An 18,255-nucleotide genomic window follows, 5' to 3' on the forward strand; every position below is an offset into this window, starting at 1 on the left:
CGTGTTGTTCAGAATTCGGTCAAAGGCAATCGGATTGCTTTGCGTTCCACCGTTCGGGCCAAGCCCGGTGATTCGCACGCCTGCGTTGGCGTTGAATGCCAACACGTTGCTTTGTACGACCACACCGGGCAGCAGGTCGTTGGTATTTAGCTCGACTAGGTTTCGAGGATAGACGATTGCCGCAGGCAGTTGGTCAACTTGGTCCACTCCTTGAACTCGCGATTCCGCACCACGGTTCAGTTCGATACCGGCATCCGCGTTAAACACAAAGCGGCTGTTCTCGATAATGATCACGCCTTGGTCACTTCGGTCACGGTTGCTGTCGCCTCGTAGATCAAACAAGTCGATCGATTCGAATGCGGTACCATCATCGGTGATCGTGACATCGCCATAGACGTTGATGCGGTTGTCGATGTCGCTGCCGTTGGCACCCGTCACGTCGATGCCCAAAATTTGACGCACCGAGGTTGCATTCAGAGCGTTGATAATCGCTGCTCCGACTTCGGTTTCCGTTGCCGATTCGTTGACCACGATCGCGATTTGCGAGTTGGGTGAGTTGAGCCCATCGTTGACGCCCGAAGCATCAATCAAATCGAACTCGAATACCAATTCTGCTCCCGCGGTCCCCACGGTAAACGTCGAGCCGTCGATTAATTCCGTGCCCGAGAACGCTCGCAGTGCGTAGCCATCGGTCAAGCGATCGTTGGTGTCAAATGTGCGGAATTGTGACTCCGCTTCGCTATCGACATATTCGCTGGCGTCACGAATCTCCAATTGGTACGCGCCGGTGACCGTCGGTTGGGTCGGCCGCGGCGTCGAGGTAAAGAATCGGGTTCCGTCTTCGACAAAGGTCTCGGTTTGAGCAACGGCACGTGAATCGGTCACGAGTTCACCACGTTCGGCAAAGCCAATGATGATGTCGTCAATGAACACGCCTTCGTGATTGTTGTCTGCGGTTCCGGCTAGGAATCCGGCTGCGTATTGATCGCCGTAACGAAGTTGCTCGTTCACGAACGGTCCGAAGTCGTTGATCGTCAGAGCTCCGGTTCGTACCATCGCACCGGAAGTCGGGACGAACGACGTGTCGCTGTCGCTGAATCGCTCAGCCAGGGCTAGCGAGATTGCTTCGGCTACTTCGGGAGCGGTGTCAAATCGGCTGATCTTGATCGGTCGGCCCGTCAATGCTTCTTGCCCGCTGACCGGTAACAAAGTAGGCGATGACGACGTGATCGTTGCCGCACCATCGACTTCGATCAAATTACCGTCGGTTTGTGCACTGATCGGCGATAGGAAGTTGACCGTCGCCGTGTACGAATCGATTTGGCCGGTCTGAGTCGTGCCCGCGATGCGAGGATCGTAGGTCGAATTGCCGATACCGCTGATGCCGATATAGATCGAGCCGCTTTCGGTGGCGGTGATCTGAACCGTGTCGTTTGCCTGATCCACAAAACCGGTCAGCTCGTTGCCCTTGGCGTCAAAGAAACGCACCGCCGCATCGAGTGCGGGATTGGTGTCCAAGTCAACGTCGACGAAAATGGTGGTTCCTGCGGTGACTTCCGCACGCACAAGGTCCACATCGTTTAGATTCGACGGAGTGCCCAGGGCGTCGACCGTACCGATGCGACCGGTTCCCGAGATCGTGGCGTTGCCGCCCGAGTAAGGCAGTGGCGTGGCTTGGAATAACAAGTCGTTGCGCTCGCCAGTGACACCAGGAGTGTCGCTTGGGTCCGAGAAGTCAAAGTCTTCGGTCACGTTGTATGCGGGCAGCGGTAATCCGGCAGCCAGCGACAATGCTTGTGCGATCTCCAGTTGTGACAGTTGGTCCAAGGTTTCGTTAGACAATGGATCGATCAGGTCGACACTGACCTCGTTCGTTGCGACTGGCCGAGTACCATCGTTCAAGATGAAGGTTTGGCCAGCGTACTGGATCTCTTCACGGTAGTCAGGATCCAAGTAGCGAGCCGCCAACACGGTACCCGAAGGCACGAGACGTTTCAGGTCGACCGTGTCCGCGATCAGGGTCGCAATCTGGCTCGAACTGAGATCTTCGAGTGTCGTTCCAACGGGCTGTGATGCCAACAAATCGATCGGGATTTGGTTCGCGCCCACCGGGCGGACACCGTCGTCGAGAACGTATTCTTGTCCATCGACCGTGATCACAGCAACCGCGTTTGGATCGGGGCCATACAGGGCGGCCAATTGGCGTCCCGATGGAGCGCTGACGGCCGGAGCCAAATCGATTGCGAATGCTTCGCCATTGACGACGAGTTGTGAGTTTTCGACTAACCCTTTACCGGCAACCGCACGAATCGATGGCGTTCCCGTTGCGGTCGTACCCGCCGTCGAGAACTCGATACGCATGCTTAGGTTGGCCTGGCCGGCGAACGGCTGCAATGGCACGCGTGCCTGACGCCAACTGCCGGTGTTGTCAAACAATTGTTGGACTTCGACGTCAATGTCATCGTCGTACAGCGAACCGGTCTCGATGCTGTTGGTCAACGGATCATCAAATTCGTCGTCGTTTTCGCCGGTGCCACGGTAATCGCTATTGCTGGCGACGAGATGCTCGACACCGTTTTCGTCAACGATATAGACACGCAGGGTATCGCGAGCACCGTCGACCGTGGCAACATCATCGGCATCCAAGAAGTAGCTGAAGTACAGCGTTGGCAAATCGGTTGCCGCGTATCCCGAGAGATCAAACGTGTTGCTTTGAACCTCGCCCTTCGCTCCGCCTGGCATGTTGTAGGTGTTGACGATGCTGGTTCCATCCAACCGCGTTCCGTTGGGAACCTCTTGTGAATGAGCGTATTTGCTTTGGAATTCAGCTGTGTTTTCAAAGTTGAACGCCAAGCTGTTTCCACCGGTCGTGGCTTCGCGTGTGTCGCTGAAATTGCTGCTGATTCCATGTCCTGCATCGGTATCGCGACGTTCAGTGACGTGCCACAGGTTGTAATCCAGGATACTGAAATCCAATCCCAACGCACCGCCGATGCCGGTCGAGATCATCGAGCGACCGCCTGCGAAGACAGGTTGCAATTCACCACGCGTGTTGAACGCATAGATGTCGCCTGCGCCGGTCACGCCGAACAAGATCTGACGCAGTTCACCATCTTCGACACTGGCAGGGCCAGCACGCAGACCGGTGAAGTTGATACCCACCAAGTCGGTCGACGAGAGGACGTAGCTTCCCACGGTGCGGTTTCCGACCGACGAAGCGAGCTCACCCGAGGAAACAACAAACAAGCCGCCCGTGTTGGTGATCGCATACAGATTGTTGTTAACCAATTCGACACCGGTCACGGTGCCGCCGGTGGGCAAGCCGCCTGCGGTCAAATTGCCGGTTGGCAGACTTGCGGCACTGCCGACGGGATCGCCAATGAATCCGCCAACGATGCGAACCGAGTGAGCGTCGGTGGCTCCAGCGTCAATGAATGCATTGACGTTTGGCAAATCGCCTGCGGTGTTGGCCTGATCGACCGCGTTGACAATCCGCTGCGCGATCACGCCGGCGGTGTCGGTCGGGAACAACGGGATACGGAAGTTTCCGCTTTCCACCCCTGGGGTTCCGCTCAATACCAAGCTGGTCGATGTCGTCAGCGGGTCGGTTTGAAGGGTCACGGTTTCAGCGGTCGGAAGCGACATTTGACTTCCGGCGGCCGAGACTGAAATTCCTGCCTGGCGGATCGTCGCAGCCAAACGCTCGATCAATGCCTCGGGGCCGAGGTTGTTCGAAATCACAACAGGAGTGTTCGTCCCGGTGACGTCGGCTGGATCGCTAACAAACTCGAATACTTGCGCGGTTTGACCCGGCAATTTCACTACGACGGTATCGCCAAACGGAATCGTCCGTGGATTGCCAAGCGTGCCATCGGGATTGGTGACAGGCGTGTCATCAATGCTAAGCGTGAAGCCTTGGTCAAATTCAAATGTGACCGTTTCAACTTGATTCGTCAGCGTGAACATGTCTCCGTCGAACAAGCTCTGCGTCGCAATCCCAGCGGAGTTGACGACCGTGGCGGCGGTAAAGCCAAGTTGCAACGGTCGAGCGCCAGTCGGGGCAACCGTGTCGATTTGTCCAATCTCGCGTCGGCTGGTACCCGCACCTGGAATAAGCACATCCAGGTTAAAGTTGCCGCCGTTGATTACGCCGGTGTTTTCGTTGAATCCATACAGGATGTTGGTGGTGTAGGCCAACCCGTTCTGTGGGAACGGGCGATTACCAACCAAGAAACCAGTCTCGGCATTGAGGAACTCGCGAATTGTGATCGCTTCGACTTCCAAACCGTCGTCACTATCGACGTTCAGCACGGTCGGGTTCGCAGGTGGCGGACTGCTCAAATGATGCGTGGTCATGCCACCGCCAGTTGAGATCGGCGTGCCCAACGCTGCGGTCGCTGTATCGATGCTGTAGTAAGCCCAGGCGTCGTCGGCCGGTTGGCGGTTGCTGAAGCCGGTGTAGGCAAACAGTTCACCGTTGCTACCGAAGGCGACGTCGCGAACTTCGTCTCCAAAGTTGCCAAGGAAACCACTGCCTTGGGTTGCCGACGAATAGGTTTCACCGGTGTAAGGGTTCACCAAGAACAATCCGGTGCCGGTGTTGACGTACAACATGACGTCATCGAACGTGTAGTCGATGATCGAGTCGTTATCAAACAGAACTGGGAATTGAGGTGAAGACGCAGTGCCGCTGGTCGAAGGGAATTCGAAATGTTCTTCGACAACTCGCTGGACCGAATCAATTGGCTCGAGTCGCAGCAAGGGGTTGGTCGAGTTAGGATCAAAGAATTGATCCATCGGTTGAGGTACTCGTTGCTGGTTCGAAACAGCGACATAGTAGGTGCCTTCGGACAATTCAGCGGATCCGATGAAGGGGTCGCCCGTTCCGAAGGATCCTCGTGACAGATCTTCCGCATCGGCACTGCCAAGCGGTTGGTCGTCGGCGATGTTGCTGTCGGTACCGATCAGCACCAATTCGCCTGCCGAATTGAACACATAGATAGCAGTGTCGGTACGTGCCAAGCCATCGGCATAGTCCAGGTCAAATGCCGTGGCGAAGTACATCGCGGCATTGTCGCGGGTCAAGTTTTCGTATTGAATGTCGAACTCGTACCAATCGACGTCGGTCAAACTGTCGATCACGCCGCCGATGGTCTTGGACAATCGGTCGCTCGAAAGCGGGCCGTTGTTGCGAGCGGCGATGGGGTTGCCGTTGGCATCGAGAACCGGGTTGCCAGCGGCATCCACCAAGTTTTCATCGTCAATGGCGACCGAATACAGTCCGAGACGTTGGGCGGCACTCAACGTGTCGTTGACGGTGTCTAGTTCGTATTCGTCTCCGGCAAGCGGGCTGTGGATCGGGCCGCCGATCACTTGGATCCCGTTGACCGCGAAACGCACGTCACTAAAGCGGACCTGAGTTCCCGCATGTTCGTCGACTTCTTGCAGGCGAACTTGCAATTGGTATGACCCCGAGGTCAATCCGCGACGCAGGCTCGAAGGAACCGAGGCGGCCGTTTGTCCCGACACGATTAGAGATTGATTCGAACCTGATTCGACGCTACTGCTGCGAATTCGCACATGGTATAGGTTCCGCTGTCCTGCTTCGCCCGGCAGAATCAGTCGCATTCCCGCGTCACGTGGGTTCGTCGAATATAGATCCTGGTGATCTTGCGTGGTCACGTTTGGATCGTTCGCGGAAATCAGATTCACTGATCCCGCATCAGCTGCCGGGTAACGGCCATCCGGTGCAACCAGACGGCTTTGGTTGCCAAGCGACTCGGCCATCGAATTGTCCGACAACACCAACGTGTTTCCGTTGGCATCGATCAGTTCGATGACTGTATCGAGTCGCAAGTCGGTGCGGTCGATGTCCAACCAAATTTGCGTTCCCGCTTCACCGATGAACGAATAGACGTCAATGTCGCTGGCTTGGCTGATCGAACCGTCGACGATGAATCCAAGTCGCCGATTTTCGTCACCCGAACTTTGGTTCGGAGCCAGTTCACCGAGGAACTGAGATTGGCCCGGCGTGGGGTTGGTATCCGAAACGCCGACGTTGCGTGGCTCGTTTTCGCTGGTGATCGAAACGTTGCGGTCCGCAGCCGCTTCGCGAATCGTGATGCCGTCCCAGTCGCCGCTGCCTTCGATATTGAGCGGCAATTGGACTTCGAACGGGTTCGCTGGATCGCTCGGAATCCACTCAATGAAACTGGTGACTTTGGCGCGATCCTGATTCGAGTCGAGCGTCCAGGCGAAACTGGTTCCAATGTCACCGATGCCGAATGCTGCGGTGGCGGTCGGGAACAACGGATCGTTCGCTTGCGCGGTAAACGCTTGATCGATATCACCGATGACGGTGAAGTTGGTGTTTTCAGTGTCCACAGCGGTCAACAAACGTGCCGCATCGTCGGCCATCCAGCCATCATAGGTGGCGTTGAACTGGTTTGTTCCGTCGTTGACGTAGATACCGCCGTGGCTGAAACCGACTCGGTTTTGTCCGTTGATCGTCATCGCTCGGAAATCTTGTTCGCCTGGCACGCCAACACTGTACAGCGTATCAGAGGTTCCGTTGCCGACGTCGGCGTCGAGATAGCTGATGACTTGAATGTCTTCGATATTGCCATCACCGAAATCACGATTGTCCGGCGTGAAGAACTCGACCGTTGTGTACATCACGGCACGATTGTCCAAGAAGAACGTCGTCGCAAGCCAGTTCACCGGTCGCGGATCGGCCGCGCTGGCATTGAGCATGTTGAACGTTCCTTCGCTGATCACCGTGTCAGGCGAAATCAGCGTTGCAGGACGTGTGATCGTTGTTTGGCTCAATCGGAACGTCGTGTCGATTAAGGGAGTGCCCGAACCTGGCAGATAGTCAATGTCCACCACGGTGGTTTCGAGGAAGCCGTAGTTTTGCTGTTGCAATCGCGTTGCGGTGGCTTGATCGATTCCGGTGACCGTGATGTTCGTGACCTCATTGCCATCGGCAACGGTCGCTTCGAAGAATCCGATCACGTTCGGGTCGATATCGTTGTCGATAAGCGTTCCATTGTCGACTTCGCGGTCGGTGCGGTCGTACTCAGGACCAACCGGAAGCCCCGCTGGGGTTGCGGTGGATGTGGTTTCCGAAGTCAAGATCGATTGGCGGATTCCATTGGCATCGGTGTCCACCGAAGGGGTGCCATCGGGTCGGAAACCAGCACCGATCGTATCATCGACCAAGGCGGTCAACACAACGGGGAAATCGGGATGGCCGACCACTTGCAGACTGCCGCCGATCCGATCGGCAATGTCTTGGAACTGATCTTCGGACGTTTGCAGGTTGCCGCCCGCGACGATGCCGGCGGTTGCTCCTTCAAATTTTACAACAAGACTGCCGCGTGCATCACTTTCTAGACGCATGCCGCCGTAGATGTGTTGGTTCGGGATTTCAATCGTGTCGCGAACGATGTGTACAATGTCGACGTCGTCCAGCACGACTTCGGTCGATACGGCGCCACCGCGGACTTCGATACCGTTCAGACCGAAACGGTCGACGGTGTCGGCAAGGTCTTCGTCCTGTGCCAAACGGTTGCCTTGGATTAACGGGCCGCTATTACCGGTCGAGGAAACCATGTCAATCGGCCCGGTGCTACGGCCGGGATCGGTGACTTCGTTGAACGAGAAGCTATTGACATCGAATGTGCCAACGGGGCCATAGCCACCAATGAAGGTATTGTTGGTGATGATCGGTTGTGAAGCGCGAACGAAAATGGTGCCGCTCGCATTGTCGCTGCGGCCACCCCGGTCAGGATCATCGGCGCTGACAACTTCACGGCCATCGTCGTTCATTTCAAAGCGGCTATTCGCCAAGCGAAGGTCGGCTTGGTGAACTTCGATGGCATTGAAACTCGCAAATCCACCAGGAATACGAGAAATACCGCCAGCGCCTGCGATGACGGCGTGATCAATCGATGCTGCACCGCCGAAGCCAACGTAAAGCCCCGCCCAATCACCGTGCGAGAGCGAGTCGGTAGTGTTCGTGCTGTTGGTATCAAACGTTCCGCCAGCACCATATCGGTTGTCGGCCAAACTGGTCATGATGACGGGGCGTTCGGTGGTGCCCTCGGCGTAGAAATGAGCGCCGAAGGTAACGTCGATACGTGCTCCGTCGAGTTTGATGATCGTGCCCGGATCGACTGTTAATCCCGCATCGAGACGTGCTGTGCGTTGGCCGGTGGTTGCCGATAACGCTGTGCTGCCGGCCAATGCGGTATCAACATACGAGGTATTACTCGCGTTCAAGTTGGCGACCAACAGGTACGGACCGTCGCTGCCATCGGCTTGGACGGTCGCACGATAGAGACGCCGTGAGGTGAAATTCGACGAACCAGGTACGGTCGGTAAACCGGTCAATTGTAGCGCACCGTCGTTGTCCAACGTGAATGCCGCCGTCGGTTGGCTTGCATCACTCTCAACACCGCTCGCTGTCGTGAACGTCATGCGATAGCGATACGTCCCCGCAACCATATTGCCTTCGAGCGGTTCGCCCACGGCATCGGTGGACGAAGCACGGATCAGCAGGCTGACGGGGGCGTCAACGGTTTGGACCAAACCACCCGCCGAACCGGAGATTTGCAGATTTTCGGTCAATACGTGAACGATATCGGTGTCGTCAAGCCGTGCACCCACAGTCAACGGTTGCAATTCGCCGCCTGTTCGTGTGGCCACACGAACGAACAAACCATTGATGGTGTTGCTATCCAGTGTGTTGCCGCGAATGTGCGGTCCGACTCGTTCGTAGTCCGGTGTAAATACAGTCCCGCTTGCCGAGGAAGTCATGAAACGTGACTCGGCAAACGTGTCGGGAGTCGCTGCCATCGCGGCGTCGGCCGATACACTGATGCTGCTGTTGATGATCGTCGGACGCGTTACCGCCATGTCGATCGGGCTGATCACCGTTTGGCGACCATTGAGTGAAACTTGTCCGCCACCGTAACGCAGGTCGGCGTACTGGATATGGTTGAGGAAAATGCCTTCGTCTTCGAGGAATACACGGGATTCGTCGGCCGAGTCGATGTCGCCGCGGAAATCGATTCCTCCCCAATCACCCTTAGACGCGCTGTCGGGCGAGGTTGGATCCAAGTCGTCATTGAAACTGGTAAAGACCACACTGCCGGGGATCGCAACTCCATTGGCGTCGGTGATGATCCGGCCGTTGGAACCGATCAAGGTCGGCGTGCCTAAAATTTGTAGCGAGGATTCGCTTTGGTCGACTAGCGGCGCCGTGCTGCCGACCGACACTTGGCTGCGTCGCATCTTGAAGACGGCACCGGCGTCGATCACAAGGTTGACACCTTGAGGGACGACAATCGATTCGCCATCCGAAAGCGAAATTCCGCGATTGTCTTTTCCAACCTCGTAGGCAAAGTTGTCATCCAGCGTGCTGACGTCACCGTCGACACCCCCGTTACCGATGACGCGAATCGTGTCGCCCGGCAGCGCCGCTGCCAACGCGTCGTCGAGGTTCAAATAAGGATTCGGAGTCGAGCGGATCAAATCGGGATTGGTCGCCGCTTTGTCGACAAACAGCGTCGTGTTCGGATCGTTAGGCACAAACCAGAAATTGAACAGCCCCCCTGCGTTGCCATCCAAATCACCATCGAGCGCATTTCCAGAGTTGTCCGTAATCCCGTCCGCAGCTTTGGCCCGGAACGATAGCGATAACTCGTACGCGCCTTCGCTCTTGCCGCCAAATCCGCTGCCCGGGGTCGCTGGATCATAGGTCGTATTGCCCGATGCACTGACACCGATCGCGTAGGTGCCTTTTTCCAATTCCAATTCGATCAGCGAATCGTTGCTGAAGTAATCATCGTTCGCAGCGACCTCGGTGAATTTGCCGGTGACGCTGTCGCGTTTGTATAAACGCAACGCGGTGTTCAGCAAACTGGCGTCGGGCAATCGTTCGGCGATCGTTTCGATGCTGACGCTGCCAGCCTGATTCAACGTGAATTGATAGACATCAATATCGTTGCTTTCCGGACGGTACAAAAATTGTCCGTTGACAATGTCGGCCACGCTCGGGAAGGCAGGTTCGTTGTCGGTGCCTGGATTCAACACAGACGCGGTGCTTTGCGTTACCGGTTGAGCCAAGTGGTCGGCATAGCCATAGCCGAGCAATTGTCCAACGGCAAGGAACGCACCGCGAAAGAATTCGCCGCCAAGTTGATCGTCAGTGGATTGGTCAAAATCTTGGAAATCCAATACGACAAGATCGTCGATGCCGTCGACGTTGCGGTCACGGGTTGCCACCACGACCGCTTCGGGGCCGGTCGTTTGTACCGAGCCATCGGCATTGCGGATTGCGGTTGCACTGTTGACACGCGGGTCAGCACCGTACAGTTCGCCAACCGCGATCGAGAAGGATGATGTGTCGGTCAAACCGCCGTTGGTTTCGACAAACTGAACGCCGAGGTATTCGCTAAACAGCGACAACACTTCACGAACACGTGCTTTCTGTTGTTCGGTGATCAGGTTGAAATATTCACGTGTCTCGTCAATGCCAGCCTTGGTCGGATCGTCCCCCAACCAACTGTTGACGAAGTTGTACTGGAACACCGCGATGCCGTCTTCGGAATCCGCCCCTTGGCGAAACACGTCCAGCGGAATCGTGCGATCAAGTCGCGATGGATCGTCGGGGCGCAAATCACGCGTTCCCGGCACGCCTTCGCCGGGAAGGTTCAAATCGTAGCTGCTGGTATTGCGGATCTCGCTGGTCAAACGAGCCGATTGAATCCCTGCGTTTGCATTGCTGCTGATCGTCCACGTGTTGTTCAGGTTCAACGCGTTGGTGAAATTGTCCGCAGGATCCGTGTTGACGGGGATCGAGGTGGGAGTGATTCGGATCGGCTCGCTTGATCCAATTCGCAATCGCGCCGAGCCATCAATAAACGTGCTGCCATTGCCGAGCGGGTCGACAACGCGTGAGAGTGCGTTTGGAAATTCCAGACGAACGACCTTGGTCAACGAATTGTAGACCGCCGAGGTCGGAGCCATCTCGAAATCGTCGCTGCTGGTCAGCGTGTCTCGTGTATAGATCAGCCGGTAAAGGTCTTCACGTTCCAGCGATGCGACGTTCACATCACCTCCGTCCACGTGAACCTCAATCACGTTCGGAGCCGAGTTGAGCGTTCCGTTAGCAGAGCGAGTGACCGGTTGGGGAACCACGGCAAGCACTTTAGGGCCAACGTTGACGGTGAACTGACCGCTTACGCTGATGCCATCGTTAAAGTATTCGCCATCTTCGTTTCGCAATCCGAGCGCACCGGCGGCGTTGATGTCGATGCGATAGGTGTCGTCGGGAAGCGTTTCGGCAAAACGGAACACCACTTCACGAGGCGAGTCACCTAGACCGACATACCCCGGTTCGATCACCGAATCGCTAGCACCGCTGAGCACCAGTGGCGAATAGGTGGGCGTGCGATTGCCGATCAATGTCGAGCCGCTGCCAAATTCAAGCGAGCCGGTCACCAACAGTGATGCTTCGGCGTTGCTGTTGATCGCCAGCAAAAATTCATCGACCGTCGTCTCGAAACCGGGCGTCGAGTTGACTTGAAGCTCGACCGTGTTGCCGCTGACCAAGACCAACGGCAATGCGGATCCGCCAAAGTTTCGCTGTTTGACGATCACCTCGGTGCCCGTCCCCGCAGAACCGGTCTGCGTTGCGGTCAAGCGGACGCGGATCGCGCCGTTGGTGTCCAAATCGCTGATCGCTTGTGCCGCGTTGGCCCCGGTTAGAGTCAAGCTGCGGCTGGTGTCGACGGTCAGCCCGACTTTGGTGAGCGAAGCCCCGCTGACCTGTTGAACACTGATAAATTGGTTTACCGACGCTGTGTTGTTGACCGCGCTAACCAAGTCGGCGACCGTCGCAGGACGACCCGCCGCACTGTTCAGGTTCAATGTGACCACCGGTTGAGCGCCCGAGGCGTTGACCGAAGTGATCACCGGCAAACCATTCGGTCCGCGGTCGCTCGTCGCAAATACGATCTGAGTGCCGTTTCCTGCAGCTCCGGTGGTTTGCGAGCGGAATTCGACTAATACCGAACCGTTGGTCCCCAAATCGGTGGTGGCGTTGGCGGCTTCAAAAAATCCGTCGCTGCCAGCGCGGGTGATCGTGATTCCTTGCAAACTCTCAGGCGAAATCACCGCGTCGTCGTTAAACCGGAATACCAATTCACGCGGCGAAACGTCCAATTCCGGCACGCTCGTCGGCAGCGTATTGGTGATCTGGGTCTCGAAGTCCCGAAACAGATCCCCTTCGTTGCTCTGCACGCCAATCAGCTCGGGTCCCGCAAGTAATTGACGCGTCTCTAGCGTCTCGGAGAGCAAACGGCGCTCTTTGCGACGACGCTTCATGCGCAATCGATCCGACAAGTTGCGAACTTTTTTCTCGATACCGTCTCGAACACTCGATTTACGGTTGGTCATCAAACAGCCTCTTAATCAGTGCCAATGGCAATGGCAAAAATGTGTTTTGGGAATCTGCGAAAAGCTTTCCAACTTTTGGCACAGGGTGCGTCACGGTTCGATTCAGAGCCACGACTTGGGGCTGTAAGCCGATCGTTCTCGCCCGGGTAAGAGCAAGGTTCGACTCACAAAAAATCTAAATGCGTGCTGTGGGTAAAATGGGCGAACTGGGGTGTCTGTACGCAGGACCTGTTCTGAATTCTAGTTGTGGATTAGCGTCAAGCAACGAAAATCGCCTGCTGTACAGGGTTTAGATCAGGTTTGAGGGCTTTTAACCGTACCTCCGATTCGCCCGTTTCGCGGCGATGTTGGACGATTCGTTAGAACCGAAAGTTCCGCTATTGCCTTGTGAATCCTTGCGTTGCTAACGTTCGACATAATTCGCACCGCAATTCCGTCAATCGAACACCATTGGAGGGGTTTCGGCGCATGGCCGCCGAACATCGCTTCGCTCCCCACGTCAGGATGACTTATCTCATGACTGGACAAACGTATCCTGTCGCCTCTGCAGCACGCACTTTTCGCCGATGGAGTTCGCTCGCATCGTGGGTCACGATCTCACTGATCGCCAGTTCAGGGTGCCAGTGGGCGGCCAGTGGAAAAAATGCACAGGGAGCCCGGCTTTACGAGCAAGGCCAATACACCGCTGCGCTGCAGCAGTTCCAACAGGTGATCGAAACTGACCCAAATAATGCCGATGGTTACTACAATTTGGCAGCCACCACCCATCGGTTGGGGAACCAACGCGGTGAGAGCGAATTGATCCAGCAAGCTGAAGCGCTCTACAACCAATGTCTCGATCACGACCCGAACCACGTGGATTGCCACCGTGGTCTAGGAGTGTTGTTGGTCGACACCGGGCGTGCGGATCGAGCTTTTGCACTCCTAAAGAACTGGGCCGCCCAGAATCCCACGTATGCCGAGCCGCGAATCGAATTGGCTCGTCTGTACGAAGAATACGGCGAACCGCAAACCGCACTAAAATACCTCGAAGATTCAGTGCAATTGGATGCCAACAACGCTCGCGCATGGCTGGCACTCGGTCGGTTGCGTGAAAAATCGGGGGATTTGCAGCAGGCACTGCAGAATTATCAACGAAGCTTGGCAATCAATAACATGCAAACGGCCGCTGCCGAACGAATTGCCGCGCTAAGCCAGCATTTGAACGCGGTACCAATCCCCTCGACCCAGGGCGGCGGCACCCAAATCGCCTCGCCGGTCGGATATGACAGCGGGTTCATCCGCCGCTAGGGGATCGATCGCTCTGTTTTCCGGTACCGCCGGTTCCTAGCTGCTTACATTTCGCCTCATCCGATTGATTTTAAAGCGGAGCGGAGCGGGGCGGGGCCTCAATGCCATCTACTTTCGTAGTGGGACTCGCCAGAGTTCCTGGTGTTTCAACAGCAACGATGGGAATTCTGGCGAATCCCACTACTTGAGAATCTCCAGTGGTTGCCAAAGTAGATGGCATTGGACGCGAGCCGCCCGGTAAATTTCGAACGTTTTGTTCGCTGCAACCCAGCGGCTCACCATGTGCCGCCAACGACGTAGACGGTATTCGGCGGCAAGCCCGGACTTTGTTTGGGGGTGTTTGTGGGGGTTTTGGAACCTGGGAGGCCAATGGGAATCAGCAAGACCCGTGGGAATCGGTCTCATTTTGATCCGCTGAATTAGCTGAGGCTTCGGTTCCACTGTCTCAACCCTTCTCAGCCTCGGTTGCCACCGCCAGACCGCTCCTTTGGGGTGATCACGCTGAGATTTGGCAAACCGTGCCCCGCTCGCTTTGTCCACTCTCGTCGAAACGAGGAAAAAGGCATACGATTGGCGATTCGTTTCAATCGGATCCCGTTCCTCTTTCACCTGTAAACGCATCATGAAGTCGATGGAAAAAATCGTGTCGTTGTGCAAGCGACGTGGCTACTTGTTTCAATCCAGCGAGATTTATGGTGGTATCCAAGGATTTTGGGATTACGGTCCACTTGGTGTCGAGCTAAAGCGAAATCTCAAGGACGCTTGGTGGCACGACATGATCAGCGGCCACAACGAGTTGGTGAAGCCCGAATCGGCACCGACCCCCTTCGAAATGGTGGGACTCGACAGCACGATCATCATGCATCCCCAAGTTTGGAAGTGCAGTGGTCATTACGATCTGTTCCATGATCACATGGTCGATTGCCGCGAGTCGAAAAAACGGTATCGGTTTGATCAAATTCGTGGCCGCTGGGTCGAGTACCAAGACAAAAAGGTCTTCGTCACCACGATGGCCGAAGCCGAGCAGGAGCTCGAGGAAGTCCGCCGCCGCGGCATGAAGTTTTTCAGACTTCGCAACAAAGACGCCGACAAGATCACCGTGGGCGATGAATCGCTGACGCTCGACAAGCTCGATTCCACCGAGAACGTGCTGGCGCCCGATGCGAAGAGCTTGGACACACTCACCGAGCCTCGCGAATTCAATTTGATGTTCAAAACGACGCTCGGAGCGCTGGGCGGCGAAGACGACACCACGTTTCTGCGTCCAGAGACCGCGCAAGGGATTTTCGTCAATTTCAAAAACGTGCTCGACAGTAGTCGTGTCGGATTGCCGTTCGGGATCGGCCAGGTCGGCAAGAGTTTTCGCAATGAGATCACGCCGCGTAACTTTACCTTCCGCTCGCGAGAATTCGAGCAGATGGAGATCGAGTTCTTCTGTCACCCAGACCAGTCCCAACAGTGGTACCGCTATTGGCGTGACCGCCGCTTGGCGTGGTACAAGGAACTGGGGCTGTCGGACGAGTCGCTGATCATGCGCGAGCATCACCAGGAAGAATTGGCACATTACAGCGTCGGCACGGCTGATATCGAATACGCCTTTCCGTTCTTGCCCGAAGGCGAATATGGCGAATTGGAAGGGATCGCCCACCGCGGCGACTTCGATCTCCGTAGCCACATGGAAGGCAAGCTCGATCCGTCGACGCGTCCGATGCAAGTCGAATTAGGTGAGGATGGCAAACCTAAGTATCGCGGTAGCGGTCGCGATCTAAGTTATCGTGACGAAGCGACAAACGAAAAATTTGTACCGCACGTGGTCGAGCCTTCGGCCGGGGCTGACCGTGGCGCGTTGGCGTTCCTTTGCGAAGCTTATACCGAAGACGAAGCTCCGGACGAGAAAGGCAAGATGCAAACTCGCACGGTCATGAAGCTGCATCCTCGTTTGGCTCCGATCAAAGCAGCTGTCTTTCCGTTGGTCAAAAAGGACGGCATGCCCGAAGTGGCTCACGAGATTTATGGTGAGCTGAAGCGGCACATGAACGTGTTCTACGACGAAAAGGGAGCCGTCGGTCGACGCTATCGTCGTCAAGACGAAGCGGGGACTCCGTACTGCATCACCGTCGATACCGACACGTTGACCGATCGAACGGTCACGATTCGTGATCGCGATACACTCGAGCAAACTCGCGTCAAGATCGATGACGTGGTGGCCGATCTGCGAACGCGTATCAATGGCTAATCGAGTAATGGTGCCCGCAGCGCGATCGGGCCAGCAGGGTGACTAGGCCCGCAGGGTGATTAGGCCAGTAGGGTGATTAGGCCAGCGAAGCGATTGCGCCAGGCAATTGAGCCGCTCGCCGAGTTGCTGTTTTTTCGATTGCAGTCGTTCGTGAGGCTCCCGAATGGACGCCTCACGGATGTGTGCATCAAGCCGCAATCGACTTGATGCCAACCTCTTGCTTCTGATGCAGCGTCCGATAAGCCTCGGATGCATGGATCAGTTCGTCGTGAGTCCCCGTTGCCGTGATCTTGCCTTGTTCCATCACAATGATGCGGTCGGCCAACGTTAGTGTGGATAGACGGTGAGTGATCATCAGCGCCGTGCGGCCTTGCAGGAACGTCTCCAGTGCTTCGTGGATCAGTCGCTCGCTTTCAGGGTCGATTTGGCTAGTCGCTTCATCCAGTACGATCAGTGGTGAATCACGCAGGATCGCGCGAGCCAGCGTCAATCGTTGCCGTTGGCCGCCGGAGAGTTGGTTGCCATGTTCGCCGATGGTGGTGTCAAAACCGTTAGGCAACGCTTCGATAAATTCCAAAGCGTGTGATTGTTCTGCGGCTTGGCGAATACGTTCGGGATCGACGCTGCCGCAGCCGTACGCAATGTTTTTCGCGATGGTGTCATCAAACAATGCCGCTTGCTGGCTGACCACGGTCACATAGCGGCGAAGATCACGAACCGAGTATTCTTTTAGCGAAACGCCATCCAGCAGGACTTCGCCATCGCGTGGGTCATAAAAGCGCGGCAGCAGGTCCATCATCGTGCTTTTGCCTGATCCGTTGGCACCGACAATTGCGATGTGTTCGCCCGCCTGGATGTCGACGCTGATCTCATCCAACACAGTTTGATCACTGCGATAGCCAAAGCTAACCTTCTGAAAGCTGAGGTCGACCGGACCGGCGGGAAGAGCACGAGGGTTTTTGGGTTCTTCGATTTTTCGTGGGCAATCGAGGTGGGCGTACAAGCGATCTGCCGCAAGGGCACCGAGCCGAATGTTCATGTGCACCCCGCCAAGTTTTCGCAGCGGGTCGGTTGCTCCGAGCAGCAAACCATAGAACAGCACCAACGTGCTGAACGTCATCTGGCTGCCCGACATGCGGATGCCAAAAATATGAGTTTGCTCGCCGAGCACGAGGTAACCGCCGGCAAGCAGCGACAGACAGACGACGCCGGTGCCGAGCACTTCGTTGTTGCCACGCAATAGTGCGTCGTACCAAGTGATGCGGACTTGTTGCTGGTACAGTTTCGCTGCCGTTTCACGTACGGCCCGACGTTCCGGAGCCTCGGTGTTGTGCGATTTGATCGCTTTGACATAGGTCAGCGATTGAACCAATTGGTTCATCAGCCCGGCCGATCCTTCCATCGCTCGCAGCGTGGTTTGTTTGATCGATTGATTGATTCGCATCAAAACGAACATGGCTGCAGGACAGACCAGTAATGACACGATCAGTAGCCGCCAATTGACCATCGCGGCGCCCGCGACACAGGTCGCCAATTTCAGCGGTTCGCGAAGCATGCGGCCGATCAATGTTTGTACGGTGCTGCCGATGTGAGTGGTTTCGTAATTCACACGGCTCGCCAACGCTCCGGTGCCATGGCGGTTCAGTTCGGCCAAATCGCTGGAAAGCAACGAGCGAAACAATTCGTTTTGCAGTCGGAATACCACGCCTTGTGAGACTCGCGTCACCAAGACCATGTTCATGCCTAGCAGCACACACCGCACCACGGTCATTGAAATGACAAATGCCACGACGGCTGCTAAAGTTCCAAACGGAGTCGTCGGGGCGTAGGCATCAATCCATGGCTGGGCCGCTTCGTGCAGTCGTAGACGCTGCGAAATGGCTTCACGACGTGCCGCCGTTTCTAACTGGGCTGGGTCGGTCAACGCGACGTTGGACTGCGGCGCTAATTCCGCATCGGCAGCCGCCGGTCCTTCTGATTCGGCTGGATCCCCTAATTCAGCCAGCTCGGTTTTCAGTTGCTCGGTTTGTTGGGCTGACCAAGAGGAAACCGTTTGCCCATCAAAGATCACTTCGACAAACGGATAGACAGCGGCGAGATTGCTTCCCCACGTCAACGCGATCAAGAGCGAGCAAAGCGTGGCCATCACAACCGACCAACGATATTGGGCGACCAGACGCACCGCTCGGAATAGATTTTTCATGCCAATTCAGTAGAGAGTCGGGTCAGGGAGAGTCGAGGCATTGGAGGGTTGCAGAAAGCAA

Annotated in this window: 4 protein-coding genes; 2 read left to right on the forward strand and 2 right to left on the reverse strand. The window is 56.1% G+C overall.

The window, feature by feature from the left end; all coding sequences use genetic code 11:
• Nucleotides 1-12,465: pre-peptidase C-terminal domain-containing protein (locus tag RMSM_RS20495; RefSeq protein ID WP_040768554.1), on the reverse strand; the 12,465-nt coding region annotated here is incomplete at its 3' end.
• Nucleotides 12,466-12,981: 516 nt separating this feature from the next.
• Between RMSM_RS20495 and RMSM_RS20500 the strand changes: the two genes are divergently transcribed.
• The gene (locus RMSM_RS20500; protein WP_144057812.1) at nucleotides 12,982-13,755 is read left to right on the forward strand and encodes a tetratricopeptide repeat protein; all 774 of its coding nucleotides are present in this window, start codon (nucleotides 12,982-12,984) and stop codon (nucleotides 13,753-13,755) included.
• Nucleotides 13,756-14,386: 631 nt separating this feature from the next.
• Entirely contained in the window at nucleotides 14,387-15,991 is a 1,605-nt protein-coding gene (locus RMSM_RS20510; RefSeq protein ID WP_040768566.1) for a glycine--tRNA ligase, read from the forward strand.
• A gap of 187 nt (nucleotides 15,992-16,178) precedes the next feature.
• On the opposite strand, the gene RMSM_RS20515 is transcribed toward RMSM_RS20510, so the two are convergent.
• Nucleotides 16,179-18,194 carry an ABC transporter ATP-binding protein gene (locus RMSM_RS20515; protein ID WP_008700567.1) on the reverse strand — a complete coding sequence of 672 codons (2,016 nt, stop codon included), beginning with the start codon at nucleotides 18,192-18,194 and terminating at the stop codon, nucleotides 16,179-16,181.
• Nucleotides 18,195-18,255 lie beyond the last annotated feature (61 nt).

The organism is Rhodopirellula maiorica SM1, from assembly GCF_000346295.1.
GTDB classification, from domain to species: domain Bacteria; phylum Planctomycetota; class Planctomycetia; order Pirellulales; family Pirellulaceae; genus Novipirellula; species Novipirellula maiorica.